This window comes from Chryseobacterium antibioticum (genome assembly GCF_012927325.1).
Taxonomy (GTDB): Bacteria; Bacteroidota; Bacteroidia; order Flavobacteriales; family Weeksellaceae; genus Chryseobacterium; species Chryseobacterium antibioticum.
Map to the genome: position 1 here is coordinate 12,669 of NZ_JABBGI010000027.1, position 24,453 is coordinate 37,121.

25 protein-coding genes and 1 riboswitch are annotated in these 24,453 nt (G+C 37.2%); of the genes, 12 read left to right on the forward strand and 13 right to left on the reverse strand.

Features of this window, described 5'->3' with window-relative positions; translation table 11 throughout:
- Window positions 1–253: 253 nt before the first annotated feature.
- The 3 genes from HHL23_RS17850 (at window position 254) to HHL23_RS17860 (ending at window position 2,597) form a co-directional block, all read left to right on the forward strand.
- Entirely contained in the window at window positions 254–916 is a 663-nt protein-coding gene (locus HHL23_RS17850; RefSeq protein WP_169236138.1) for an ATP-binding cassette domain-containing protein, read from the forward strand.
- Between the two features lie 153 nt (window positions 917–1,069).
- Window positions 1,070–1,867, forward strand: coding sequence for a hypothetical protein (locus tag HHL23_RS17855; protein WP_169236139.1), 798 nt, complete (start codon window positions 1,070–1,072; stop codon window positions 1,865–1,867).
- 52 nt (window positions 1,868–1,919) lie between these two features.
- A riboswitch (cobalamin riboswitch) is annotated at window positions 1,920–2,098 on the forward strand.
- Between the two features lie 115 nt (window positions 2,099–2,213).
- The gene (locus HHL23_RS17860) at window positions 2,214–2,597 is read left to right on the forward strand and encodes an acyl-CoA thioesterase (RefSeq protein ID WP_073333042.1); all 384 of its coding nucleotides are present in this window, start codon (window positions 2,214–2,216) and stop codon (window positions 2,595–2,597) included.
- A 399-nt stretch (window positions 2,598–2,996) separates the two neighbouring features.
- On the opposite strand, the gene HHL23_RS17865 is transcribed toward HHL23_RS17860, so the two are convergent.
- Together HHL23_RS17865 and HHL23_RS17870 are read right to left on the reverse strand one after the other, a co-directional pair.
- Window positions 2,997–3,587 carry an HD domain-containing protein gene (locus HHL23_RS17865; RefSeq protein ID WP_169236140.1) on the reverse strand — a complete coding sequence of 197 codons (591 nt, stop codon included), beginning with the start codon at window positions 3,585–3,587 and terminating at the stop codon, window positions 2,997–2,999.
- A gap of 19 nt (window positions 3,588–3,606) precedes the next feature.
- A complete protein-coding gene (locus HHL23_RS17870; protein ID WP_169236141.1) occupies window positions 3,607–4,287 on the reverse strand; it encodes an FG-GAP repeat protein in 681 nt (226 codons plus the stop codon).
- Between the two features lie 115 nt (window positions 4,288–4,402).
- Here HHL23_RS17870 and HHL23_RS17875 point away from each other — a divergent pair, with 115 nt between their 5' ends.
- The 6 genes from HHL23_RS17875 (at window position 4,403) to HHL23_RS17900 (ending at window position 10,687) form a co-directional block, all read left to right on the forward strand.
- Window positions 4,403–5,737, forward strand: a complete 1,335-nt coding sequence (locus tag HHL23_RS17875) for a cytochrome P450 (protein ID WP_169236142.1) — start codon at window positions 4,403–4,405, stop codon at window positions 5,735–5,737.
- Between the two features lie 215 nt (window positions 5,738–5,952).
- A complete protein-coding gene (locus HHL23_RS17880) occupies window positions 5,953–6,282 on the forward strand; it encodes a PadR family transcriptional regulator (protein WP_073333048.1) in 330 nt (109 codons plus the stop codon).
- Window positions 6,283–6,293: 11 nt separating this feature from the next.
- Complete coding sequence (locus HHL23_RS17885; protein ID WP_169236143.1) at window positions 6,294–8,009, forward strand: PspC domain-containing protein; 1,716 nt, start codon at window positions 6,294–6,296, stop codon at window positions 8,007–8,009.
- Between the two features lie 309 nt (window positions 8,010–8,318).
- Window positions 8,319–8,921 carry a 1-acyl-sn-glycerol-3-phosphate acyltransferase gene (locus tag HHL23_RS17890; RefSeq protein WP_169236144.1) on the forward strand — a complete coding sequence of 201 codons (603 nt, stop codon included), beginning with the start codon at window positions 8,319–8,321 and terminating at the stop codon, window positions 8,919–8,921.
- Between the two features lie 107 nt (window positions 8,922–9,028).
- Window positions 9,029–9,460: a PaaI family thioesterase gene (locus HHL23_RS17895; RefSeq protein WP_169236145.1), complete on the forward strand. Its 432-nt coding sequence runs from the start codon at window positions 9,029–9,031 to the stop codon at window positions 9,458–9,460.
- A gap of 261 nt (window positions 9,461–9,721) precedes the next feature.
- Window positions 9,722–10,687 (forward strand): chorismate-binding protein, encoded by a 966-nt coding sequence (locus HHL23_RS17900; RefSeq protein WP_169236146.1) that lies wholly within the window; start codon window positions 9,722–9,724, stop codon window positions 10,685–10,687.
- A 200-nt stretch (window positions 10,688–10,887) separates the two neighbouring features.
- Here HHL23_RS17900 and HHL23_RS17905 read toward each other — a convergent pair whose 3' ends face one another.
- From HHL23_RS17905 to HHL23_RS17955, 11 genes are all read right to left on the reverse strand, one after another.
- A complete protein-coding gene (locus HHL23_RS17905) occupies window positions 10,888–11,082 on the reverse strand; it encodes a hypothetical protein (protein ID WP_034728849.1) in 195 nt (64 codons plus the stop codon).
- Window positions 11,083–11,087: 5 nt separating this feature from the next.
- Window positions 11,088–11,690: a MarC family protein gene (locus HHL23_RS17910; protein ID WP_169236147.1), complete on the reverse strand. Its 603-nt coding sequence runs from the start codon at window positions 11,688–11,690 to the stop codon at window positions 11,088–11,090.
- 44 nt (window positions 11,691–11,734) lie between these two features.
- Window positions 11,735–13,474 (reverse strand): BatD family protein, encoded by a 1,740-nt coding sequence (locus HHL23_RS17915; RefSeq protein ID WP_169236148.1) that lies wholly within the window; start codon window positions 13,472–13,474, stop codon window positions 11,735–11,737.
- Window positions 13,474–14,223 carry a tetratricopeptide repeat protein gene (locus HHL23_RS17920; RefSeq protein WP_169236149.1) on the reverse strand — a complete coding sequence of 250 codons (750 nt, stop codon included), beginning with the start codon at window positions 14,221–14,223 and terminating at the stop codon, window positions 13,474–13,476. Before HHL23_RS17920 ends, HHL23_RS17915 begins: the two co-directional genes overlap by 1 nt.
- A 102-nt stretch (window positions 14,224–14,325) precedes the next feature.
- Entirely contained in the window at window positions 14,326–15,333 is a 1,008-nt protein-coding gene (locus tag HHL23_RS17925; protein ID WP_169236150.1) for a vWA domain-containing protein, read from the reverse strand.
- On the reverse strand, window positions 15,333–16,325 hold the full coding sequence (locus HHL23_RS17930) for a VWA domain-containing protein (protein ID WP_169236151.1): 993 nt from the start codon (window positions 16,323–16,325) through the stop codon (window positions 15,333–15,335). Before HHL23_RS17930 ends, HHL23_RS17925 begins: the two co-directional genes overlap by 1 nt.
- A complete protein-coding gene (locus HHL23_RS17935) occupies window positions 16,318–17,214 on the reverse strand; it encodes a BatD family protein (protein WP_394354158.1) in 897 nt (298 codons plus the stop codon). The genes HHL23_RS17930 and HHL23_RS17935 overlap by 8 nt, the downstream gene beginning before the upstream one ends.
- Before the next feature lie 44 nt (window positions 17,215–17,258).
- Window positions 17,259–18,122, reverse strand: coding sequence for a DUF58 domain-containing protein (locus HHL23_RS17940; protein WP_169236153.1), 864 nt, complete (start codon window positions 18,120–18,122; stop codon window positions 17,259–17,261).
- Between the two features lie 72 nt (window positions 18,123–18,194).
- The gene (locus tag HHL23_RS17945) at window positions 18,195–18,653 is read right to left on the reverse strand and encodes a GNAT family N-acetyltransferase (RefSeq protein ID WP_169236154.1); all 459 of its coding nucleotides are present in this window, start codon (window positions 18,651–18,653) and stop codon (window positions 18,195–18,197) included.
- A complete protein-coding gene (locus tag HHL23_RS17950; RefSeq protein WP_169236155.1) occupies window positions 18,653–19,657 on the reverse strand; it encodes an AAA family ATPase in 1,005 nt (334 codons plus the stop codon). Before HHL23_RS17950 ends, HHL23_RS17945 begins: the two co-directional genes overlap by 1 nt.
- Window positions 19,658–19,977: 320 nt before the next feature.
- Complete coding sequence (locus HHL23_RS17955; protein WP_169236156.1) at window positions 19,978–21,273, reverse strand: hypothetical protein; 1,296 nt, start codon at window positions 21,271–21,273, stop codon at window positions 19,978–19,980.
- Window positions 21,274–21,408: 135 nt separating this feature from the next.
- Here HHL23_RS17955 and HHL23_RS17960 point away from each other — a divergent pair, with 135 nt between their 5' ends.
- From HHL23_RS17960 to rlmB, 3 genes are all read left to right on the forward strand, one after another.
- A complete protein-coding gene (locus tag HHL23_RS17960) occupies window positions 21,409–22,743 on the forward strand; it encodes a peptide-N-glycosidase F-related protein (protein WP_169236157.1) in 1,335 nt (444 codons plus the stop codon).
- 290 nt (window positions 22,744–23,033) lie between these two features.
- Window positions 23,034–23,504, forward strand: a complete 471-nt coding sequence (locus HHL23_RS17965; RefSeq protein ID WP_169236158.1) for a DinB family protein — start codon at window positions 23,034–23,036, stop codon at window positions 23,502–23,504.
- 103 nt (window positions 23,505–23,607) lie between these two features.
- Window positions 23,608–24,372 carry a 23S rRNA (guanosine(2251)-2'-O)-methyltransferase RlmB gene (rlmB, locus tag HHL23_RS17970; RefSeq protein ID WP_194306316.1) on the forward strand — a complete coding sequence of 255 codons (765 nt, stop codon included), beginning with the start codon at window positions 23,608–23,610 and terminating at the stop codon, window positions 24,370–24,372.
- Window positions 24,373–24,453 lie beyond the last annotated feature (81 nt).

Here is a 24,453-nt window from a genome sequence, read left to right on the forward strand (position 1 = left end):
TTTGGATTTTTTATAGAAAATTAATGATTCCTGCGGTATTATTTTCTCTGTTGTTATGCTTTGGTACTCAATTTACTTTTGAAAACTTTGGGCTTTATTTTTTCCTGATTCTTCCCCTTCTCCACTTTTTTATTTATGATATAAGGCTGAAAGGCGAATATTTTTTCTACGCCAATTTTGGATTTTCAAAATGGTTTTTGTGGGGTTTCACCGGATCATTAAGTTTAATTATTAAAGTCATTACCCGATTCTTATGAATAAACTTCACATCGACAGTGTTACCAAATCTTTCGGCGGAAGAAAAATCCTCCAGGATATCTATTTAGGCTGCGAAACTGGAAAAATAACAGGAATTCTTGGTCCGGCGGGCGGCGGAAAATCTACTTTATTAGAGATCATCTTTGGAACAATTAAAGGGGATACGCAGTTTATTAAATTAAATGATACTATTCTTAAAAGCCTGTCCAACAGGAAAAATAAAATTGCTTATCTGCCTCAGCGTTCTTCATTTCTCCCTAAAGAATGTAAGATCAGGAAGCTCATCCCACTATTCTGTACCCAAGAAAATGCGGAAAAGCTTTACGACTTAAAAATGATACAGCCCTTTTTGAATGAAACACCAAGAAACCTTTCAGGCGGTGAGAAAAAAATTATTGAAACCCTGATCATTACTTATTCAGACGCGGAATTTATTTTACTGGATGAACCTTTCAGCGGTGTTTCTCCTAAAAACGTTGATGAATTGGAAATGATCATTAAAAGGCAGGTACCCTATAAAGGAATGATCATCTCCGATCATAATTATATGACCTTATTCAATATGGCTGATGATATTTATCTTCTCTCGGATACCCATTTGAGAAAGGTGAAAGACCTTAAAGAACTGCAACAATTTAATTATCTTCCGAAAAATTAAAAATTGATTTAAAAATAATCGGCATCAGCCTCCCAATGAAGAATTTTACAAGCTTTTGAGAGTATATTGACAATTTTAATCAAATACCATTACATTTTACTAATCAAAAAAACATTTAATTTATATATTTGAGGGATCAAAAAATTTCATAGAATGATTTCCGTAAACAGAGCATTGTACTTATCCGCTTTCAGTCTTTTTTCCTTAGCATTTGTTAAAGGACAGAATAAAGTTCCTTTCGGTGTTGTAAAGGCTGAAGAAGGCTACGCCAATGTACGTGTCCACAAGGATGACTACAGAAAAATCGTAGACAAGATCAGGATGCGTAAAGGTGATGTATTTGTTTATGTAAAGCCTGCTCCGGGAGAAACAGAATGGATCTGGATCAAATATCCTGAAAAACAGGATGAGGAAAAACCTTTTGTGAGATATGAAAATCTTGAAAAGGAAGGGATGGTGAATAAAGGGCGTATTGCTTTTATCGACCAGCTTCCTCAGTTTACCCCTTCTAAATCCAAAAACGGAAAATCACTTATTTTTACAGACAACAGCAATCCCAAGATACCGACTTCCCAAAGAACCAAGGTGGTGATCGATGTTTATCCGTCGAATGCTGGCTATAGAAAACAGGAAAAAGATACAGATGGAAAGATCCTTACGATAGATAAAGTAAAACCCTGGGGAATCAAGGACGGACTTCCGGAAGGCATGACGGAGATCAAATCGATCCGGGTTCAGCAACCTGGAAGAGGTTCTGTTTTTGTAAGGGAAGCTATTAAAAATATGTTCCAGCCTACTATGGATTTCAACAATGTCGGAGTAACCGCTCTTGACAACGATCACATCTATCTTTATATGATTAATGGTTCCGGTGAGAACAGGTATATCACGCTTTGGACCATCAAGGAAGGAAGGGTGATGAGCCAGATTATTTACAATAGTCCGGAATAATTGCCGTTTTTCTCTGTAATATTCTTATTTTTGCCCTGAAAAAGTTTAACGCTTATTCATCACAGAAACTGGTTCTGCTTAATGCAGATTAAAAGGGAACCGTGTGAAAATCACGGACTGTCGCGCAACTGTAAGTAACTGAAGTCTTTATCAAGGATCCACTGTGCAGGGCACGGGAAGGAGATAAATGATGTTACAAGTCAGGAGACCTGCCTATTTCTTTAAACAAAAAACTTTCGCGATTTGAAGTTTATTGATCTGACGGACTGCTTCAGGAATTCCTATGATTCTTGTCACTGTTCTGTTATTTTGATCTATTTCATTTCGCATTAATTAATAATGAAATATGACTACAGAAGAAAGAATTGCAGCATCCGAAACCCGAATTTTTAAAGCGGTTTTCCCAAACACCACTAACCATTACGATACTCTTTTCGGAGGTACAGCCATGCAGCTGATGGATGAAGTAGCCTTTATCACAGCAACCCGTTTTGCAAGAAAAAGAGTGGTAACTGTAAGCAGCGATAAAATCGACTTTAAAAAACCAATCCCTGCTGGAACCATTGTAGAACTGATCGGAAAGGTTTCCTATGTGGGAAAAACAAGTATGAAGGTAAATGTAGAGATCTATACGGAGCAGATGTACTCTTATGAAAGAGAAAGAGCGATCGTTGGTGATTTTACTTTTGTGGCTATTGATGAAGAGAAAAAGCCAATCAGAATACTATAATTGGTAAGTTTCGGGCGGCCTTTGGCCGCCCGAAACCATTTTATACTATAATTATTTTAATTTGTTCTTTTGCCTTGAAGCAAAATGAACCAAAAATTCAAGACTAGAAACTTCCACTAAAAATGAAATCTGCTCTCTAAAAACTCTAAAACTCGTGCGGTAGCTATCTACATTAAGAATCATACTTTGTCCCGCACTCAGACATAAGAGTTTTCTTAACGTTCACAGAATCCAGTTTCTTAACGTTACAGTTTCTTAGGTCGACCTCTTAATAACTTAAGGTAGCCATCTAAAATAGATAGAATTCATTAACTCATATGATTTCGGGCGGCCTTTGGCCGCCCGAAACTATTATAAAAAACAGCGATTTAAAAACCACTGTCTTGCTTCTCTGTAAAATTATCTAACTACCTTATCAGTATCCAAACTTCTGCTCAGCAATGTTTCAAAAGCCTCTCCCATTTCATCAGATGCTCTTGTAATTGCATTTTCGAGCATATTTCTGATCTGTTTTTCGGTAACCCCGGCTTCTGTCCAGCTTTTCCCTGACGTGTGGGAGTTTAGAATAAACGGCATGATCCTGTCAATGGAACAGGCAAAAATAGCATCCGGAGTTTTTTCTTCTTCAAATTCTAGCCATAGCTCAAAAAATTCTGTACGCAAAGGCTCATTCAGGATTCCGAAGATCTTCTGTGCAGAAATTTTTTCTCTTTCGAATTTCCCAACCATGGCAGCTTCATCAAATAGAAATGTGTCTCCTGCTTCAATCTCCACCAGATCATGAATGGACAGCATTCTGATCACCCTTAAAAGATCAATATCTGTGCGGTTTTTAGCATAGGGATATAGAATCTGTGCCAGAATAATGATCTGCCATGAATGTTCGGCAGTATTTTCCCTTCTGGAATCATCAGCATTGTAATTTCTCCTCTGTACATTTTTCAGGGCATCTACGGCCAGGATAAAATCGATCTCCTTTTGTATCTTCATTTTCTTTCTTATTATACTATTATTTAGATGATTTTTTAACCACCCATTTATTATTGATCTTCTCTTTTATGGTTATTTTTGATGGTTCTTCACTTACATCTCCAATTTTTTCATATACCAGATCTATCCCTTTATTAGGAATCACCTGATATTCATAGGTATAATGTAAAGAAGCTCCGGACCTTGCATAAGTAATCAATCGTCTGCGTGCGTAATCTACTTCAAACATTCCCTGATAACTGCTGGCAATTTCGGTAAGTTCTTTACTTGGGACAAATTGATTCTGTGTCGAATTAAAGACATACACATCATATGAAGCACTCCCATAATTTCCTCCGTTTCCGTTTCTGATGGCAACATCTTCGGTCCCATCAAAATTAAAATCACCGAATACCACAGGACTTTCATAGACCATTTCTGAAGTAAACGGTATTACATTTACTTTGGAGGGTTTAAATTTTTCCTTAAAAGATAAAACCAGATCATCTGAAACCAAAGTCTGTATTTTTTCACCGTTTTTATTGAAAAGGACTACGTTTGCCTTATATCTGCACTGATCAGTGAGGCATTCTTCCACATCAATTTCAGTGTTATATTTTTTGGATGCATTTTCAATGGCAAAGCGGTATTGTCCGAAACAAAGAGGTCCAAGCAGCATCAACGCTGATAAAGACTTATAAAACAGGGATGTATTGATCATGTGTGATTTGGATATTGATTGAATATTTTAAACAAATTCTATGCAAAAATAAGGGTTTTGGTTGAAAGCTATTTCATATAATAGATTAGTTGTATTTTTAGTGAAAATATATAATATGGCTCCAGAATTCAATTATCCAACGGAAATTAAAGGAACAAGAAAGTTGTATTCTCTATTGAAAGGATTGAAAAATCCGCTATTGGTGATTACCGGAAACCATGACATTGCAGGAGATAACTACTGCATCAAAGACAGTCTTACGAATAAAAACTTTATTTTTTCTCAGGATAAAGAATTCACAGAATATATTTTAAAACAGAATCACAAAAACTATTACAAATCCGAGATCCAATCCATCACTTTAGGAAAGTATCTGGGAAACGGTTTGCTCACTAACAACGGAAAAGATTGGCTAAAACAAAGAAGACTGATCCAACCCGGTTTCAGTAAAACAAAAATCATCAACCTTGTTTCCATTATGGAAGAAGAAATTGATAAAGCTTTTCAATCATTTAAACCTGAACAGGATCTGGACTTGTATGATTTCTTTCACAAGCTTGCTTTTAACATTGTAGCCAAGACCCTTTTCAGTTCTGATATTGATGAAAATCGGGTGAAAGAACTGGGTAAAATCATTACAGAAGTTCAGGAAGTTTTCGCGAAAGAAGTCCGTTTGCCTTTTTATTCTAAAATATTAAAAATGTTTGGAGTGCTTGACAAGACTCTTGAAAAAAGCGAAAGAGCAAAGGCTATTATTCAAGGGGTTTTGGATAAACGAAGAAGTTCAGGAGAAGAGAAAAATGATTTGCTGGACATGCTTATCCAGACAAGATATGAAGACACGCAGCTTCCGATGTCCGATGAACAACTGGTCGATGAAATGCTCATTCTCTTCATTGCGGGCCACGAAACAACTGCTAATGCTTTAAGTTTTATCTTTTTCGAGATCGGTCAGAATCCTGAAGCCGAGGAAAAATTAAGAAAAGAAATCACAGAAGAAAATGAAATGGTTTTTACTTCTGACAGCTTAATGAAAAAATCTTTTACTTCAAATATTATCAAAGAATCTATGCGACTGCATTCTCCAGCCTGGGCCATTGATCGTCAGGCTTTGGAAAATGACAGTTTCAAAGAATATTCCTGGCCGAAAGATACTTTGATCATCCTTTATATCACTGGTCTCCACAGAAACCCTAAATATTGGAAAGATCCAAACTCTTTTATTCCGGAGCGTTTTGATGATGAAAATGCCAAGAATTTTGCATACTACCCTTTTGGTGCAGGGCCCAGACTTTGTATTGGTGAGCACTTTGCCATGATGGAAATGGCTCTTATCATCCGTAAATTCTACAAAAAATTCAGTTTTATATCCTATCAGAAAGAATTAGAAAAAAAAGCTCTTGTTACTCTAAGACCAACCAGCTTAAAAGGAAAATTAATAACAATTTGATCCGGTTTCTTTAAAATTTTCATTTCTTAAAATTCATCAATAAAAATAATTATACTGATTATCAATTAGTTATATTGTTTATTTATATTTTTTCACTACTTTGTATTGCATATTACCATTTTAATTACATATCTTTGTAATGTAAAATAAGAAGAAGCTCATCTAGCTAGGAGTATTATTCTTAAAACATAACTAATTAACAAAACTTATTAAAGATGAATACTGAAAATACCAAAGCGCAAATGCGTAAAGGGATTCTGGAATTCTGCATATTAAGTCTCATCAATCACCGTGAAATGTATGTTTCTGACCTAATTGATGAACTTAAAAAAGGAAAACTGGATGTAGTGGAAGGAACCCTCTATCCTCTCCTTACAAGACTGAAAAATGGAGAATTTCTTTCCTACAGATGGGAAGAATCTACAGGAGGACCACCAAGAAAATATTACCAGATCACAGAAAAAGGAAAACTTTTCTTGACTGAACTTCAAAATACCTGGGCAGAGCTGACAGCGTCAGTCAATCAAATCACTCAAAAAATATAAAAAACAAAGCTATGAACAAGACACTCTCAATAGGACTCGCAGGTTTTTCTTTCACCATAGAAGAACACGCATATATAAAGCTCAGCGATTATCTGAATGCACTGAGAAGCTCATTAGATGCTTCAGAGGAGGAGGAGGTAATGCATGATATAGAAATAAGAATGGTTGAAATCTTCAGAGATTCTTTAGGAAAACGTGAAGTGGTAAATGATTCTGATGTAGAAAGAGTAATTGCTCAAATCGGAACTCCTGAAAAGATCGAAGAGCAGGAAGAAGCATATTTTTCTGAGAAAAACACTAAAAAAACCAATACTTCAGGTACTGAATATACAGATAAAAAGCAATTATTCCGTGATCCTGAAAGACAAAAGATAGCAGGAGTATGTGCAGGTCTTGCCTACTATGTAGGAATGGACATTACTGCGATGAGAGCTATCTGGCTTGGAATCTTTGTATTAGGTATTTTCACAGCAGCTATCTCTTCTTCACTGATTGGCCTTCTTTATGTAATTCTCTGGATCGTACTTCCTAAAGCAGAAACAGCTGCAGACTTCCTGAAAATGAAGGGAAAGCCTATGAACTTCGACAATCTTAAGAATGAGTCTAATAAATTGGTTCAGTTTGCCAATGAATCTACTCAGAGAGTTGGAGAAATTTACATCGAAAACAAACCTTATATCAACAATGCAGGGAGCGGAATCTGGAATGTAATAAGATATATTCTGGGAGGAATTTTCGCATTAATGGCATTCGGAAGCTTATTAGGTGCATTTGTAGCATTTGGATTTATGGGAAATAACGATTTTCCTCCTATCAATCATATGAACTACCTGTTTGATGATGGGAACATGAAATATGTACTGATGGCAATGATCATTATTGGAAGTTTAATCCCGGCAATGATATTCGCACTGTTAAGTATTAAACTTATTTCACCAAAAACTAAATTAAGAAATACAGGATGGGTTTTAGGAGCATTATTCCTTACATTAATTGCAATTTCTACTTATTTCGGAATTAGTATGGCGAAAAAAGAAATGTTCTTGAAAGGACATAAGGAAGATACGGAAGAGATTTCTATCAATACAGCTTCTGATAGTTTATATGTAGATATGAAACAGATATCTATTCCACAAAACTTTACAGGATACGATGATGATCTTTACTCTGACAAAGTCTCTGTGTTTGAAAAAGACTGGGTACATGTAGAAGTTACAAGAAAGGCAGATATTAAAACACCTTACCTGATTATTAAGAAAGAAGCTAAAGGATACAATCTTCCTCTTAACGTAAACGTTCCGGTAGAAATTGTTAACAACAAAGTTATTCTTCCAAATTATATCAAATATCCTTATGAACACAGATTCAGAGATTACAGTATTAATTACGAACTGGTAGTTCCTCAAAATATGATTGTCCTTCCAGTGAAAAAAGACGGAATCAATTTTGACGGAGATCTAAACGGGGACGGAATCAACGACAGTGATCAGGAAAAAGATGAAGACGGAAAAATCAGAATTGAAAAGAACAAAATTTCTGTCAATGGTTCTACAATTGAATATAACTCTGACGATAAAGACAGTATTATCATCAATGGGAAAAAAGTTCCGAATTCCCAGGCTGACAAAGTAATGGATTCTATGAAGTCTACCATCAAAAAGATGAACAAAAATGTAGACATCAAAATCAAAGACGGAAAAGACGAAATTTCCATACAAACTAAATAATTACCTTCAGAGAGTGCAGGAGGTGTGAATGGAAGGCAACCGTTTGAAATTCACACTCTTCTTCTCTCAGAAAACTAAAAAAAAAGAGTATTTAGTTCGCTATGTTAAAAAAATGTTATACATTCGTATAGTTAAAAATAATTAACCAAATCAATAAAAAACACCCTAACCATGGTACAAGTTGCATTAGAAATTGTAATGAAAATCGTAGATTTAATCAGCGGTTTGTTTTAAGAGCGATAATATTTCAATATATTTGTAAAGTATAACCTGTTTGGTTGTACTTTTTTGTTTTTAATCTAAAGATATATGAGAAAACTGATAGGTAAAATAATGTTAAAGATACTGGGCTGGAAAGTCGTTCTACAAGGCGATGCAAAAAGCCTGGACAGATGTATCCTTGTGGTAGCACCACATACCCACAACATGGAATATCTATTGGGAAATCTTGCCTACTGGTCTTTGGGGAAACCTTTGAAAATTATCATCAAAGATGCCCACACAAAAGCATGGTACGGTAGTGTGGTAAGAAGCCTGGGAGGAATTGGAATCGACAGAACCCAGAAAAATGATCTGGTGAGTTTTGTAGCCAGGCAATTTGAAAAAGAAGATTTCAGTCTTGTTATTACCCCAGAAGGAACGAGAAGCTGGGTTCCGAAATGGAGAAAAGGATTCTATCATATGGCATTAGCTGCAAAAGTTCCTATCGTTCTCGCAGCCGGTGATTTTAAAAGAAATATTGTTTATTTAGGCTATACCATTCCTTATGAAAGGATTGCTTCTGTTCCTTTTTCTGAGATCATGGACGAGATTCAGGATTATTATATTAAAAATGACATCGGACCTAAAATCCCTGCTAACTGGAACCCGAATATTATGGGAACAGACAATGAGGAAGAAGTTAGAAGTTAGAAGTTAGAAGTTAGAAGTTAGAAGTTAGAAGTTAGAAGTTAGCGAAATTACTTTGACTCATCCGATCATCAATTATCATTCATTATTTATCATTCATCACTTATAAAATGAAAGGTCAGACTAAAGAAGAGCTCCTTACGTTCTTAAACAACTGGGGAAACGGTGTAACATTAGCAAAAACACTTGAAATACAATTCATCGATATCGACATTGACAATGAAACCCTTACTGCGACCATGCCGGTTGAGCCCAAGGTACATCAGCCTTTTGGTATTCTGCATGGTGGTGCAAGCTGTGTTCTGGCAGAAACTTTAGGGTCAAGCCTGTCTAATATTTTTATCGATGGCAGTAAATATTATGGGGTAGGAACGAATATTAATTCTAACCACCTCAAAAGTAAAAAAGATGGAATTGTAACGGCTACGGCACGTTTCATCAGAAAAGGAAAGACAATGCATGTTTCTGAAATTGAAATCAGGGATGAAAAAGGAACGCTCATCAACCATACCACGATGACAAACAATATTATTCTGAAATAGTTTTAAAACACCAACTAAAAAATATGAGACTCAATTTTTTTGAGTCTTTTTTTATTTGTTCAAAATTCAATACCGAATCATGCCGAAATTTCTTCTGTCTTTAGAATACCAGGAATATAAAATGAGAAATATTTCGCTAAAAAACAGCTCTTTTAATTTTGACATTTTTAAGACTAATAATACCTTTGCTGAAAGGAAAATCAACTTGGGAATTTCCTACACTATTTCCGGGTGGTAATTTTCAAAACCTATCCACAGCTCATGATTTATTTCAAACTTCCTTTCGACGAAACATTATATTCAACCGATCAAAAACAAGATGGAGAATCCATCAGTTTTCACTCTTTTGATCTCTTGAGGCACATCAGTTTCGAAAGCAATATCACCGAAGCTTCCGAACCATTTGAGCAGACAGCGATGACCAATGAAACACTGCTGAAAGATGAAAGTCATTTCAAGGCAGAAACCAAAGACGAATATACAAATACTCTCCAGCAGGTTATTGATGTTATCAAAGACCATCAGCTTCCTAAACTTGTGTACTCAAGAAGAAAGATATTCACTGGTTTTAACGGAATCGATTATAAGGAAAGTTTCAAAAAGCTTTGTATTACGTACCCAAACGCATTCAGGTATATTTTTAATGATGGAGAGAACGCGTGGATGGGTGCTTTTTCGGAGACCCTTGGGAAATTCAATAAAACCACTCACGAGTTTGAAACTATGAGCCTTGCCGGAACACTTCCGGTATCCGAGGAATGGACAGAAAAGGAGATTGAAGAACAGAAACCCGTTACATCTTACATTAAAGACATTCTTGAAGATTATTCGGAGAACATAGAGTTGTCAGAAACACACGATCATATTTCAGGAAACATCAAACATCTGAGAACGGATTTCAAAGCCCGTATCCGGCCTGAAGACCTGGACAATCTGATCCATGACCTCCATCCTACTCCCGCTGTCTGCGGAATTCCAAAGGATTTCTGTAAAAAGAGTATTCAGCAATTTGAGAAATTTCCACGTGAATTCTATGCCGGCTTTATTAAAGTGGAAACAGACGAATGGGTCATGTATTTTGTGAACCTCAGATGTGCAAGGCTATATAAAGATTCCGTACACGTCTTTGTAGGAGGCGGCATTACAGCGCAAAGCAATCCTGAAAAAGAATGGCGGGAGACAGAACTCAAATCAGAAGCAATTTTAAAGAATCTTATTATTTCTTAGGATTAAAATCCAGGTAAAGGTGCCTTCGAGGACCTCAGCCACCGGAACCGATACACCCCCTTCTATTTCTAAATCATAATATAAAACAATCATGGGCGGCTGAGGCTCTCGAAGCCACATACCATAATTAGCTCATACAAACAGAAAAACCTCCTTCAAACGAAAGAGGTTTTAGTATATAGAATAATGTGATTCTTAAATTATTTCTTCACTCCAATTCTGCTCCATGTATCTAACACAAAAAGCAAAATCAAACCGAGAACTGCTGAAGCAATTGAAAATACAAACTTCAGGTTATCTTCTGATAAAAGATCCGTCTGCCAGTCTAATGCATAAAGATTGATGGCAATGAAAACGATAAACACAACTAGAAATACTTTATAAAACTTCTGCATGATTCTTAAAAATTAATATAATTCTGCACCAATTGGGCAAAGTTAGCGGTGAATAATTTTATTGAAATAGCCAAAAGGATGATTCCGAAAACCTTCTGAAGAATAGACAGGGTAGCCTCTCCCATTTTGTTTTCCAGCCACTTCGCTGATTTCAGCACCAAATATACGAAAATTGTGTTGAGAACAATTCCTAAAATAATATTAATATCATGAAATTCAGCTCTAAGAGATAGCGTTGTGGTCAGGGTTCCGGCTCCAGCTACCAGCGGAAACGCAATAGGGACAATGGATGCAGCCTTTGCTTCTGTCGTTTTGTTGATTTCAATTCCAAGAATCATTTCCAGTGCTATGATAAAAATCACAAAAGCTCCGGCAATGGCAAATGAATTGACATCTACTCCAATAAGCTTAAGGATTTTGTTTCCTACGAATAAAAAAACAATCATGATCACTCCGGCAGTAATCGATGCCTTTCCGGCTTCAATCTTTCCGAATTTCTGCTGAAGGCTTACCACAATAGGAACAGAACCGATAATATCGATTACCGCAAAAAGAACCATAAAGCAGGTAACGATCTCTTTAATAGAGAAATCATTAAGTATTTCCATCTCTTTGTAATTAATAATTTCGCAAAAATATGAAAAAAAAGTGATTATTTGCTAATTCGTGAATACAAATTAACAACTGCTTTCAAAAGTTCCTCCATTCCTTCAGGTGATTTCAAAGGTGAGTATTTCTCCATTTGAATTCTTTGGGATAGATTTCTGTATTCCTCAGCAACAGCAGGTCCTTTATAACTTTCCAAAAATGTTCTGAAATCTTCTGAAGGGCTCTGGAAATAATGTTTTCTTACATCCAGGTCCATATCCTCTACAGTATCAAAGAACTTTTCATAATCTCCGTTATCTTTAAGGTTTTCAAGATAGCTGAAGTAATCGTTAATATCCGTTTTCAGCGTTTCTCTGATTTCTTTTTCTGTTTCAGCCACAGAGCCAAGTGGTTTCGGAGATGTTGTTTCTCTAACTAACGTTCGCTTTTTTTGCCAAGTCTTAAATAACAGATAGACAATAAATAATCCTACAAGAATAGCAATATTGGTTAAAAGAATATTCCAGTGGAATTTACTCTTTTCTTTTACTTTAAATGTTGTTGTCTTTAGAACAGGCGTATTTACTGTTTCTAAAAGAGTATTGGTATATTCGTTTACTTTCTCAACGGTCGTACGTGATTCCAGAATCTGATCATGAGAAAATGCATTCAGTGCAAGGATTTTCTGTCCAAGGTCTACATATTCGCGGCTGGCCGGGTCAAAGAAAGCAAACTGCTCGGTTTGGATGGAAATAGGTCCTGCTTTTTTAGGAATCACCACATAATGAGCGAAAATGTCCCCTTTCATTCCTGTAGTTCCGGGAGCCACTTTGGAAGTGATTTTTGGAGTAAAAACCTCATAATCCGGAGATGACATGATCTTCGGAAGATACATATCGGGCAGGTTCCCCTCTCCTGAAACTTTCACAATTACGTTAATTGGTTTTTCAACCTCTATTTTATCCTTTGATGCATTATAAACATTCACAGTGAAATTCCCGACTGCATTTTTAAAGTATTCAGGCGATCCCTCGGGAAGTTTTTTTACATTAAGTTTTACTTTATTGGAAACAATTTTATTCTTGTTGGAGTAAGAGCTTACAGACGCTGAGACCGAAGGAACATCTACATACCCTGATTCATTAGGAAACACCATAAATACTGCTACAATCTGGGAAGCCATATTTCCGGCCCCTGAAGGGTCAATCTCCGACTTGCTGAAGCTTATAGGATGGACATTAATATTATCCTGATGCGGAAGACGAACATCTTTCACTTTTCTGAAGTTGTCCATGTTTTTAGAATATACCCTCAATACAGCTATGGTTGGCTGATCCTGGTATACCTCACGGTCTTCTATCTCCATATTAAGATACATCTCGCTGGACATATTACTCGCAAGAGATCTCTTTTCAATGATATCTTTTATATTGACGTCGAAAGGTTCTGTCTTGTAGATCTTATTGTTAACCGTTACCAAAACGGAACCTATTTTAATTTTCCCTTTTTTCTTAGGTTCAAGAGCAATTCTGGATACTTTCTGGGTAACAAGTGTATTGGTTGCGGGATCAATCAACGTATTGGTTACGGATCCGCTTCCTATGATGGTAAATTTTGAAAGATCAGGAAGCTGAAAACGGGTCTGTGGTTCAAGATCAACGCCATTAAGTTCCAGAATAATCGTAAGGTTGACAACATCCTTTCCATTGTACTCTGCTTTATCAGACTCCATATACAGGTTAACCTGTCCGTAAGAAATTACGGATGCAAAAATGAATAATATGTAAATTAATTTCTGTTGCATCACCAATCTTTTTCGTTGCTCTGGGGCACCGAATAAGAATTCTTGTTTAATATTTTTTTGGCGGTTTCTTTTTCTTTTTCGCTTACTTTATCTAATATGGCATTTTCAAGGTTTTTAGGCATTTTCCCTTCATCATTCTGATCCTGCTTAGAAGTATCTCCTTTTTCGCTCTTCCCTTCTTCCTGCTGGCCACTACCCTGATCCTGCTTTTGATCTTTTTTGTCGCCTTTCTGATCATCATTTTTATTCTTATCATCTCCGCCACCGCCTTTTCCTGAATTTTTCTGCTCGTTTTTTTGCTGCTGTTCTTTTTCCTTTTCTTTCAGCTTGGCAATTTCATAATTCTTTCGGGTTGCCTCATTATAAGGATTCTGCTTCAGAGCCTGCTTATAATAATCCGCCGCCTTTTCCGGCTGGTTCATCTGCATATAAGTATTGCCCAGGTTATGGAGAGCTGCCGTTTTATCGGGCAGTGTCTGCGAAAGCTTCTGTGCTTTGTCAAACTCTGCTTTAGCCTCTTCATACTTCTTGCTTTTATACAATGCATTCCCAAGATTATAATGAGCTGTAAAATCTTTTTCATTGGTTTTTACGGCCTCCATGTATTTAGAGGACGCTCCATCATAGTCTTTACCATTGAATTTCTGATTACCTTCATATACTAACGTTCTATAGTTTTCCTGCCCAAACACTACGCTTGAGAACGAAAAAGCAATAAGAAACGATAAAAAAATGATTTTAGTATTCATTACCTGCAAAATTATTCGTTTATATGTTAATAAACAGACTTCTATTTGTTAAAGTTCGGTTAAAGTATTGATTTAAAATATTGATAAACAAAGTGTAAAAAATTATAAATTGAAATCTTTTTTCGGGTTCAATATATAAATTAAAAAGAAGAAGAAAATAGAGACGATTAAAAAATACTGATAGTAGTGATTCGCGTTCTGGGATCTCACCAAAGTTTGTGCAGATGAAGATTTTTTATTCATGGCATCGATGATCTTATTGGGAGCTTCGTTCACATTATTTCCATCAATATAGTCCCCACCTGTAGACTCTGCCATCTTCTTCAGGGCTTCTGTTTGTCTTTTAGAGATTACCGTTCCGCCGTCGATATCCGTTTTATAGCCCATCAGCTGTCCGAAAACATATTCCGGTACCGGCGCACCTTCATCCGTTCCTATGCCTACCGATGTTATGGAGATACCTTCTTTATTGGCCAGCCTGATAGCGGCATTGTCATTTCCTTCATTATCCTCACCATCGCTCAGCAGGATCACCTTTCTTGAGCCTTTGCTTACATTTTTAAACTTCTCTGCTGCTGCCTGCATTCCTTTCAAAAAATCCGTACCCTGGATCTTCATGGAATTTGTTTCTACAGCACTTATGTAGGTTTCCGCAGTACCGTAATCAGTGGTAAGCGGCATGATAGAAACTGCTTCACCAGCAAAAATCACAATACCGATCTTGTCATTCTTCATCTTCTGCATGGTGTTCACCATCAAATTTTTCGCTTCCACAAGACGGCTTGGATCAATGTCTTCCGCATTCATGGAATTGGAAACATCCAGCATAAAGATGACATTATTAAGCCTTTGATTGGTTTTCACTTCTTCCGAACCGTTCAGAAGGTCTATAATGGAAAATATCAGAAACAGCGTTCCCAAAAGATATAAAGCGGGAAAGAATTTTGTAAATCCTGACCTTTTTTCAAATAAGCTTTCATGAAAACGGCTCTCAGCAAAAATCTCCCTTTTCTTCTTTTTCCATTTCAAAAAACGGATCAGAAAGGAAGCCAGCAACGGCAAAAGCAGCAGCAAAAGTAAATACCAGTAATTTCCTAAAGACCAATTCATCAGCTTAAAAATTTATATAATACCCATCGCAGCAGTGCATCAAAGAACAGCATCCCCAGCGCGATCCAAAGGAAGATTTTAAAATATTCATCATAGTTGTACAGCTTGGAAACTTTGACATCCGATTTCTCCAATTGGTTGATCTCGTCATAAACTTCCTCCAAACTGCTGTTGGAAGTCGCTCTGAAATATCTTCCGCCAGTAACTTGTGCTACTTCTTTCAACGTATTTTCATCGATCGTTACTTCCGTTTCGGTAAAAATCAGATCCCCGAAAATATCCTGAGAGGTTGGCATCAGTGCAAAACCGTTGGTTCCGATCCCGATCGCATATACCTTTATATTATTATTCTTAGCCAGTTCTGCTGCCAGCTGTGGAGGTATTGCATTCTGAATATTGCTTACCCCATCGGTCATCAGGATCACTACCTTACTTTTAGCTTTGCTTTTGATAAGATGATTTACCGCCACAGAAAGTCCTTCTCCGATCGCTGTTCCCGGTTCAAGACCTGCAGAATTAAGATTTTTAATTTCGTCAATCACCACCTGATGATCTGAAGTCACCGGTACTTTGGTAAATGCTTCTGCTGCATATGCCACTACTCCTATCCTGTCATTCGGACGCTTCTGAACAAATTTCACAGCAATATCTTTTAGTGCCGTAATACGGTCCGGATTAAGATCTTTCGCAAGCATACTCAGGGAAACATCTATCGAAAGCATGATATCTACCCCTTTGGTATCATCTCTGTCCTGAGAGACCGTAAAAGTCCTCGGTCTCGCCATGGCAACAATAAGCGCTGAAAGAATGATATACTTCGAGAGTTTAAGCAGAACAAGCACCGCACGGATTCCTCCACTATCTTCCATATTCTGGACAGTGGGAACTTTAATTCCTTTCTTTTTCTTTCCGCCCGCATCTTTAATGAACAGCGGAATGAACAGCAGAAAAAGCAGCAGGAACCACGGACTGTAAAATTCGAAATTAAACATCCTTTCTTAAGTTTTCAAATTCTAAATCTTTTGATGATCTCTTCACAAAATCCCGGATGTCTGCAAAATCTTTTTCCATAGTCACCTGGTCTGGGAAGGTCTTGGCAAACTTTACAAGATCTCCTCTTAAGAATACATCTTCCACTATTTTTTCGTTTTCCTGAGAAATGGTGTTATTCTTTTTCATGACGTCAATAAGATCGTCGGTAAGAAGAACATCTGCGGGAAGATGATACTGTTTGGCAATAAATGTTCTTGATATTTCTATTAATTCAACATAGAACGAACGGAAATTTCCGTCTTCAATGTATTTTTTCTTTTTCAGAGAATCCAGTTCCTTTAAAGTCTGATTGGTTGCAACTACCGGTGAACTTTTAGATTTCCTGCCCCATTTGATAAACATAATGACCGCAATAATCAGAGCAATAACTGCAAGAGCCGCCAGAATATAAAATTTATAAAGTTCCCAGTAATCTTTAGTTTCAAGTTTTACCTCTTTATTATTCATGATATCATTGATCTGATCTGCCTTTTGAGCTGTATTGATCACATCAATTTCATAAGGAATGGTTTTCAAAATCTTCCCTCCTACATTAAATTCCAGTTCAGGAATAGTAAATTTTCCCTCATCATAAACTGAAAACTCAATTTTTCTTTCGTAGAAATTCTGGTTCTGTCCAATGCTATCTTTGATTTCCTCGAAATGGAAAGGAAGCAGCTCATTTTTAGGGGCTGCAACCACCTGCAGATCATGGACATTGTCAATTTTAATAATCAAGCGATTAACTTCACCCAAAGCAAGGGTCTTCTTTTCAAGCTTCGAAGACAATATCTGTGAAAAAGCATTTGCACAGATTAGAAAAGACAGTATGAATAATATTTTTTTCAATTTCAAATAATGGTGGTTAAGGCCGGAGCCTTTGTTATTTAGATTTACTTCTTCTGAAAATAATTATACAGCATTTTAGAATAATCCGCACCTGTGCTGATATTCATAAAGCTGGCCGAACTGGTAGCAAAATCTTCTTCCAGAGCACGGACTTTCTGTTTCTGGGCTTCCGCGAAGGTGTATCTCCACCTTGCATTGGAAGTATTGGCCCAGACTTCTTTTCCTGTTTCAGCATCATGCAAAAGAACATAGCCTACATCAGGAATTTCGTTATCTTTTTCATCATAGATTCTCATCCCCAGCAGCTGATGCTTTTTTGAAGCTACCCGGAGCATTTTGGAATCATAAGTATCTTCAAAATCCGAAAACAGAAAAACCAGAGATTTCCTTTTGAAAATCCCCATCATGTATTCCATAGCCTTATCGATCTTTGATACAGCTGGCACGTAATCAGCCGTTAGAATAGTACTGATAATGGAAAGAATATGCTTTCTGCCTTTTTGCGGCGGAATCACTTTATACACTTTATCTGCAAACAGGATCACTCCTACTTTATCATTGTTTCCTGCGGCTGAAAACCCCAGACTGGCAGCAATTTCTGCTACATATTCCCTTTTCAGCTGGCCTTTGGTTCCATAATCCATGGAAGCAGAAATATCTACCAGAATCATCATGGTCAGTTCTCTTTCTTCTTCCATCACTTTTACGAAAGGTTCACGAAACCGAGCTGTTTTATTCCAGTCGATTCTGCGGATCTCATCGCCAAACTGATACGGACGAACTTCCGAAAACGTCATCCCCTGTCCTTTAAAAGCACTGTGATACTGTCCCATAAGCGAAGCTTCCGTCTTCTTTCGGGTACGGATCTCAATTTGCTTTACTTTTTTTACAATATCTTTTATTTCCATAAATGCGTTGCGGGTTTCGAGGTTCAAATTGCGCTTCCATCTCCCATCTTCCTTACTTTCATCCTCTCACTTCTAATCTCTCAATTCAATCGAAACATTTAGCCATTCATTGTCAAATTTGGGGCTGTATTTCTTATAAAAATTAATGGCGGGTTCATTCCAGTTCAATACCTGGAAAACCATTCCGCTGTATTGGTTAGATTTTCCATATTCCAAAGTGGCATCAAACAAAAGTTTTCCGATCTGTTTCCCTCTCATTTTTTCTGTTACCACCAGATCTTCAAGATACAGTCTTCTTCCCTTCCAAGTTGAAAATCTGTCATAATATAGTGAAATTCCTACGATCTCATGATTCAGTTCAGCTACAAAAGCTCCCCAAACCGGAGATTTTCCGAAGCCGTCTTCTGTAAACTCGTCCAAAGTTAAAGTCACTTCATGAAGTGCCTTTTCATATTCTGCAAGTTCCCTGATGAGCTCCAGCATGGGAGCACAATCTTCCTGAACCCCTTTTCTGATGATCACTTCACTCATTACGGAGCCTGAATTTTTGCTAAAATTCTGTTGATGATCTCTTCTGATGAAATTTCTTCTGCTTCTGCCTCAAAAGTAAGACCAATTCTGTGTCTTAGTACATCCTGAGCCAATGCTTTTACATCTTCAGGAATAACAAATGCCCTTCCTTTCAGGAATGCATACGTTCTGGATGCAATCGCCAGGTTGATGGATGCTCTTGGTGAAGCTCCGAAACCAATGTAATTTTTAAGTTCAGAAAGTCCATAGTTTTCAGGATAACGGGTCGCAAAAACCATATCCAGAATATATTTTTCGATCTTTTCATCCAGATAAATCTGATTGATCAGTTCTTTAGCATCTACAATATCCTGTAGTGAGATAACAGGCTTGACAACAGGCTGATGAGAGGTAGAAACCATTCTCATCACCGTTCTTTCATCTTCAAAATTCGGATAATCGATCTTACATTTCAGCATAAAACGGTCGCTCTGGGCTTCCGGCAGCAGATAAGTTCCCTCCTGATCGATTGGGTTTTGAGTAGCCAGTACCAAAAACGGTTTTGGAAGCTTCATGGTTTCGTCACCAATGGTTACCTGCTTTTCCTGCATTACTTCCAGTAGTGCCGACTGTACTTTTGCCGGCGCACGGTTGATCTCATCTGCCAATACGAAATTGGCAAAAACAGGACCTTTTTTTATGGAAAAATCGTTGTCTTTAATATTGAAGATCATGGTCCCGACAACATCTGCAGGGAGTAAATCCGGCGTAAACTGTATTCTGGAAAATTGTCCGTGAACAGCTTCTGCCAGGGTTTTGATCGCCAAAGTTTTTGCCAGTCCGGGTACCCCTTCCAAAAGAACGTGTCCGTTCCCCAAAAGCCCCACCAAAAGGCGGTCTATCATATATTCCTGTCCAATGATCACTTTGTTGATTTCCTGCCTCAGAAGGGAAAATAAGTAGTTTTTTTCTTTTACTTTTTCCGTCAACTGGCGGATATCTTCGGCTTGATATGTATCTGACATAGCTTTAATTAAAATAAGTGGTAAATTTCTGATAAATACTGGCATTAATCAACATAATGAATGCCATTTTTGAGTTAAAGTTTGTTAAATATTCCGGGATTAGTAAAGCACTCGGAGTGACATAACAAGGACTTCACTGCACAAGATCAATTCATGCAGTGAAAGTTACGGTAATAATTTCTTATAAAACAGTATGTTAAATCAGGTTTTTTATAAATGCTCAATATTGCTACGCAAGTCAACTGCGAATGGTTTCTTACTAGTAAAATTTACTATTCATTATTGACAATTCACTATTCACTATTGACAATCCACCTCTATTAAAGTTTAATAATTTTAATGGTAAAAACATTTTCCGGCATATCGACTGTTTCTTCATAGGCTCCAACATTTATAAAATATTCGGTTCCTGCTGTAGTTGTGAATGTATAGGTTTCTGCAGCACCGCCACCACCGTTATCCATTGCTTTCACACACGCTAAACTGCTGCATGTGCCGCTGTATATATCCATCTGAGGATCATAGGTACTGCCAGCAGGCATTGTTATACCAACGGTAAACTGACCTCCGTCTCCGGTAAATTTAAACCACGTCCCGTCATTCATTGCGTCGGCACACGAGGTTATGAATCCATTATTATTAGTAGAAGATATTGCATCAATCTGGGTATATTCATATGGGAAAACTGATGCCACTAAAGCACCGGAACAAGCATCATTTAAAGGAACCGAAGGTATCGTTTTAAAAACTACATCGGCACATCCTGAAGATTCAATACCCGCTGAAACAGCACTTACTTTTAAATAGTAGTTGGTATTCGCATTAAGAGGAGCTGAGGGAGTGAAATTAGTACCCGTTACAACCTGCTGATTGATAACATCTGTACTTCCAAGGCTTGTTCCTAATGAAATTTTATAGGAATCTGCTACCGAAACAGGGAACCATTTGATGTTTGGAGACAAAGGAACAGATTGGGCATTATTTAAAGGATAACTCACTAAAGGACAAGCAGGAGTAGATCTTGGCGTCAATCCTGAAATAGTGATCGCTGATTTATAATCAGCTCTTATTCCACCTGGAGGAACTGCAGGATCCACGATCATACGGTCTCCCTTGTAATAAAGGGTTGAATTGGGTGTATAGGGATAAACACGAAAGGCTTCATCGAAATTATTAATATCAATACTCTGAGAATTTTCCTTTGCAGCAACGACTAAATCATCGGTATTATTATAGGCAAATGGCGTTGTAAGAGTAACTTCTACTCTATTGTTATTCTTAACCACGGTACCTGCGTACACCTGAGTAAGCTGTGAAACAGGAATCCAGTCTGTACCGGACGCAAATGCTGTCTTTGAAGTATGTCCAAGATAAACCGTCCAGTCTGAAGAATCAGAAATAGTTGCTGAAGGGTCTATATAAAATACAAGACCTGTGATATTCCCTGCAGCATTGGCATTGATTTCCTGTTTAGGATAAAGCTGCTGAACATAAGAATACGAAAAAAAGCTACTCACCGGTGCCGTACCGACATTTGTGCTTCCAATGTTTAAATTGATTTGGGCATTAAACATTAATGCTGTCGATAACAAAGAGAAAAGTAAAATTTTTTTCATCATTGATTAATTAATATTGAACATTGCGCTAATTTAAAGATAAAATTTTAATTTCTCAAACAAATGTGATTTTTCAATATGATTTATCAATACTTTAAACGAATATTTAATATATTTGTGATAAATACAGACAATATGTATAAAAAGTTATTTTTTCTGAATATTTTATTGGCCGGCCTTTTTCAGTCACAAACCACTCAGGTGAATGTGATCTCTCAGGCAACGTATTATGACGGCTATGCAGCCACGGTATCCGATCCGGTGCCGGCAGGTCTCATCAGGCTTTCCAATACAAGATATGCCAGAAAACTTACAGATGCTGAACTCAACTCCTTCAAAGCAAAAATTGCCATGAGGGTAACCATAGGTGCCTTGTGTGACAACTATGACCGTCTGGGAAGTGTTTTTCTGGCGATGATCCCTAAAAATCAGCCCACCTACACTTTAAATGATGCCAATGTGAAAAGAGTTGAAGTAGGCAGATACATCACCCCGTTTATGAATAAAAACCGCTCTCCTCTTGAAGTTCCTTACACTTATGATTTGAGTAATCTTTATAGTGTATTTCATGATACCGGACTGCGTAACGCTTATGATATGTATATGGAACTTGATGTTTTTGGAGTTCCTTATGCAGCACAAACCCAGGTTGCAGGATGCTCCGGCAGGATTGATGTTTTTTCCGGAACCCTGAATTTCTTTTCAACAGATACAGGAGCTACGCCTACAGATTACAATACTATCGTTCCTATACTGACTTATAATACACTTAATAACTATAATAGTACGAACGTTCCGGGTGAGACAGTAAGAATTGTCAACTTTAATCTTCCTAACCCTGTTACTAATGCCCGTTTCTACGTAATATCTACTCCACACGGAGCAAACAGTGGCGGTGAAGAATATGTAAGAAGACAAAACTACACCTATATAGATGACGTACAGATGCTCACCTATACTCCTGGAGGAATTTCCTGTGAGCCCTACAGAGTGTACAACACACAGGGTAACGGAATCTATGGGACAGTTCCAAAAACCCTCAACGAATGGACCTCATGGAACAATTGGTGTCCGGGAAATTCAGTTCCCATCAGAGGATTTACATTACCCAATATCACTGCCGGAAATCATACTCTGAAACACACCATACCAACCGCCGTTTTCAATCAACAGCAGGGAGACGTTTATTTATCAGTTTATATGCAGGGTAAAAGCAATGCAGCTTTGGATATAAAAGATATTAAGACTGTAGATGTAAGCATATACCCTAATCCTACGTCTGATTTTGTGAATATAAAGTCAAAAGAAGATATTGTGTCAATAAGCCTTTTCAGTATAGACGGAAAAAAATTAGCTGAAACCCATCAAGAAAGCAGGATTGACCTGTCTCCTTACAGCACAGGAATTTATTTTGTCAATATCGTTTTAAAGGGTGGAATAACTTTCAAGCATAAAATCATTAAAAAATAAGCATTCAAAACATACAATTTACCTAGATAAAGCCTGAACCATAATCACTATAAAATCATATTCAGATCACGTGCATCTGAAAAACAATAATAAACTCCTTTGAATAATCTTCAGAGGAGTTTTTTATGATTCGTAAAACAGACCACCATTCTGTTGTTTTTATTGACATTAAAACGATAAGAATTAACCTATTTTTTCACGATTTAAGAACATTTAATTTAATACCCTATCCAAAAAATTGTCACTTCCAGTTTATTAGACTATTTTTGGTGATTAAAAAAATTTGTAAAATGAATTATCATTTTCAAGCACACAGACAAGTGAGAAAGAACCTTTTAGGGGTCCTGCAAAACACTTCCCACGAAGATCTTTTGCTGATTCCTGACGGCTTCAACAACAATATGTACTGGAATATTGCCCATACGGTTGCTACTCAGCAGCTGCTGCATTATTATCTGAGCGGAAATCCTTTCAGAATTGATAAATATTGGATCGAAACCTACAAAAAAGGCACTCTTCCCAACTTGAATGTACAAAAATCTGAAGTGGAAGATCTTGAGTTTTTACTCACCGAAACTTCAAAGATTTTGATGAAAGATTATGACGGCGATTTCTTTTCAGATTATACTCCGTACACCACAAGTTTCGGGATGGATCTGAAAAGCATTCAGGATGCCATTATCTTTAACAATATGCATGAGAGCCTTCATTATGGCTACATCATGGCACAGAAAAGAGCAATATTAGGCGAAAAATATTAATATTTTACTGAAGATTACTACAGATTCTCGCTTTGAAAGCAGATACAAAACTGTAGAAGAGCCGCCCTGCCTTGATTAAGTTTAACAACAGAAAAAATAAATTTTGACAAACGAAAACAAAAAAGACGATTTCATTTTCGGACTTCGTCCTGTAATAGAAGCCATTGAAGCGGGAAAAACGATTGATAAGATCTTTGTGCAGAATGCACTTCAGGGTCCTATTTATGCTGAGCTGAAGACTATTTTAGCTAAACATAAAATTCGTCCTAACTATGTACCGATTGAAAAACTGAACCGTTTTACAAGAAAAAACCACCAAGGTGTGGTTGCTTTTATTTCAGATGTTCCGTTTCACAGAGTGGAAGATCTTGTTCCACAGCTGTTCGAGGAAGGAAAAACACCGTTCTTGCTGATCCTGGACAGACTTACAGATGTGAGAAACTTCGGAGCGATATGCAGAACAGCAGAATGTGTAGGGGTAGATGCCATCATTATTCCTGAAAAAGGAGGGGCGCCTATCAATTCAGATGCTATCAAAACGTCTGCAGGAGCACTTTACAATATCAAGATCTGTAAGGAACCCAATCTTGCGCACGCAGTAGATTTCCTTCAGCAGAGTGGTATTTCTGTATTTGCAGCCACTGAAAAGGCTCAGAAACTGATCTATGACGTAAATTTCACAGAACCTTGTGCGATCGTTATGGGAAATGAAGAAACCGGAATTTCTAAAGAGGTAATGCACCATTCTGACGAAAAAATAAAGCTTCCGATTGAAGGAAAAACACAGTCGCTAAATGTTTCTGTAGCATGTGGGGCCATTTTATATGAAGCGGTAAGACAGAAAATCGTTGCAGCTCCCAATCTTTAATCAGCCGTCAGGATATAAGTATTTTATCGTTCTGTTTTATGGTATCGTTATTGATGCACAGAACAGAAATATCAGTAAAAT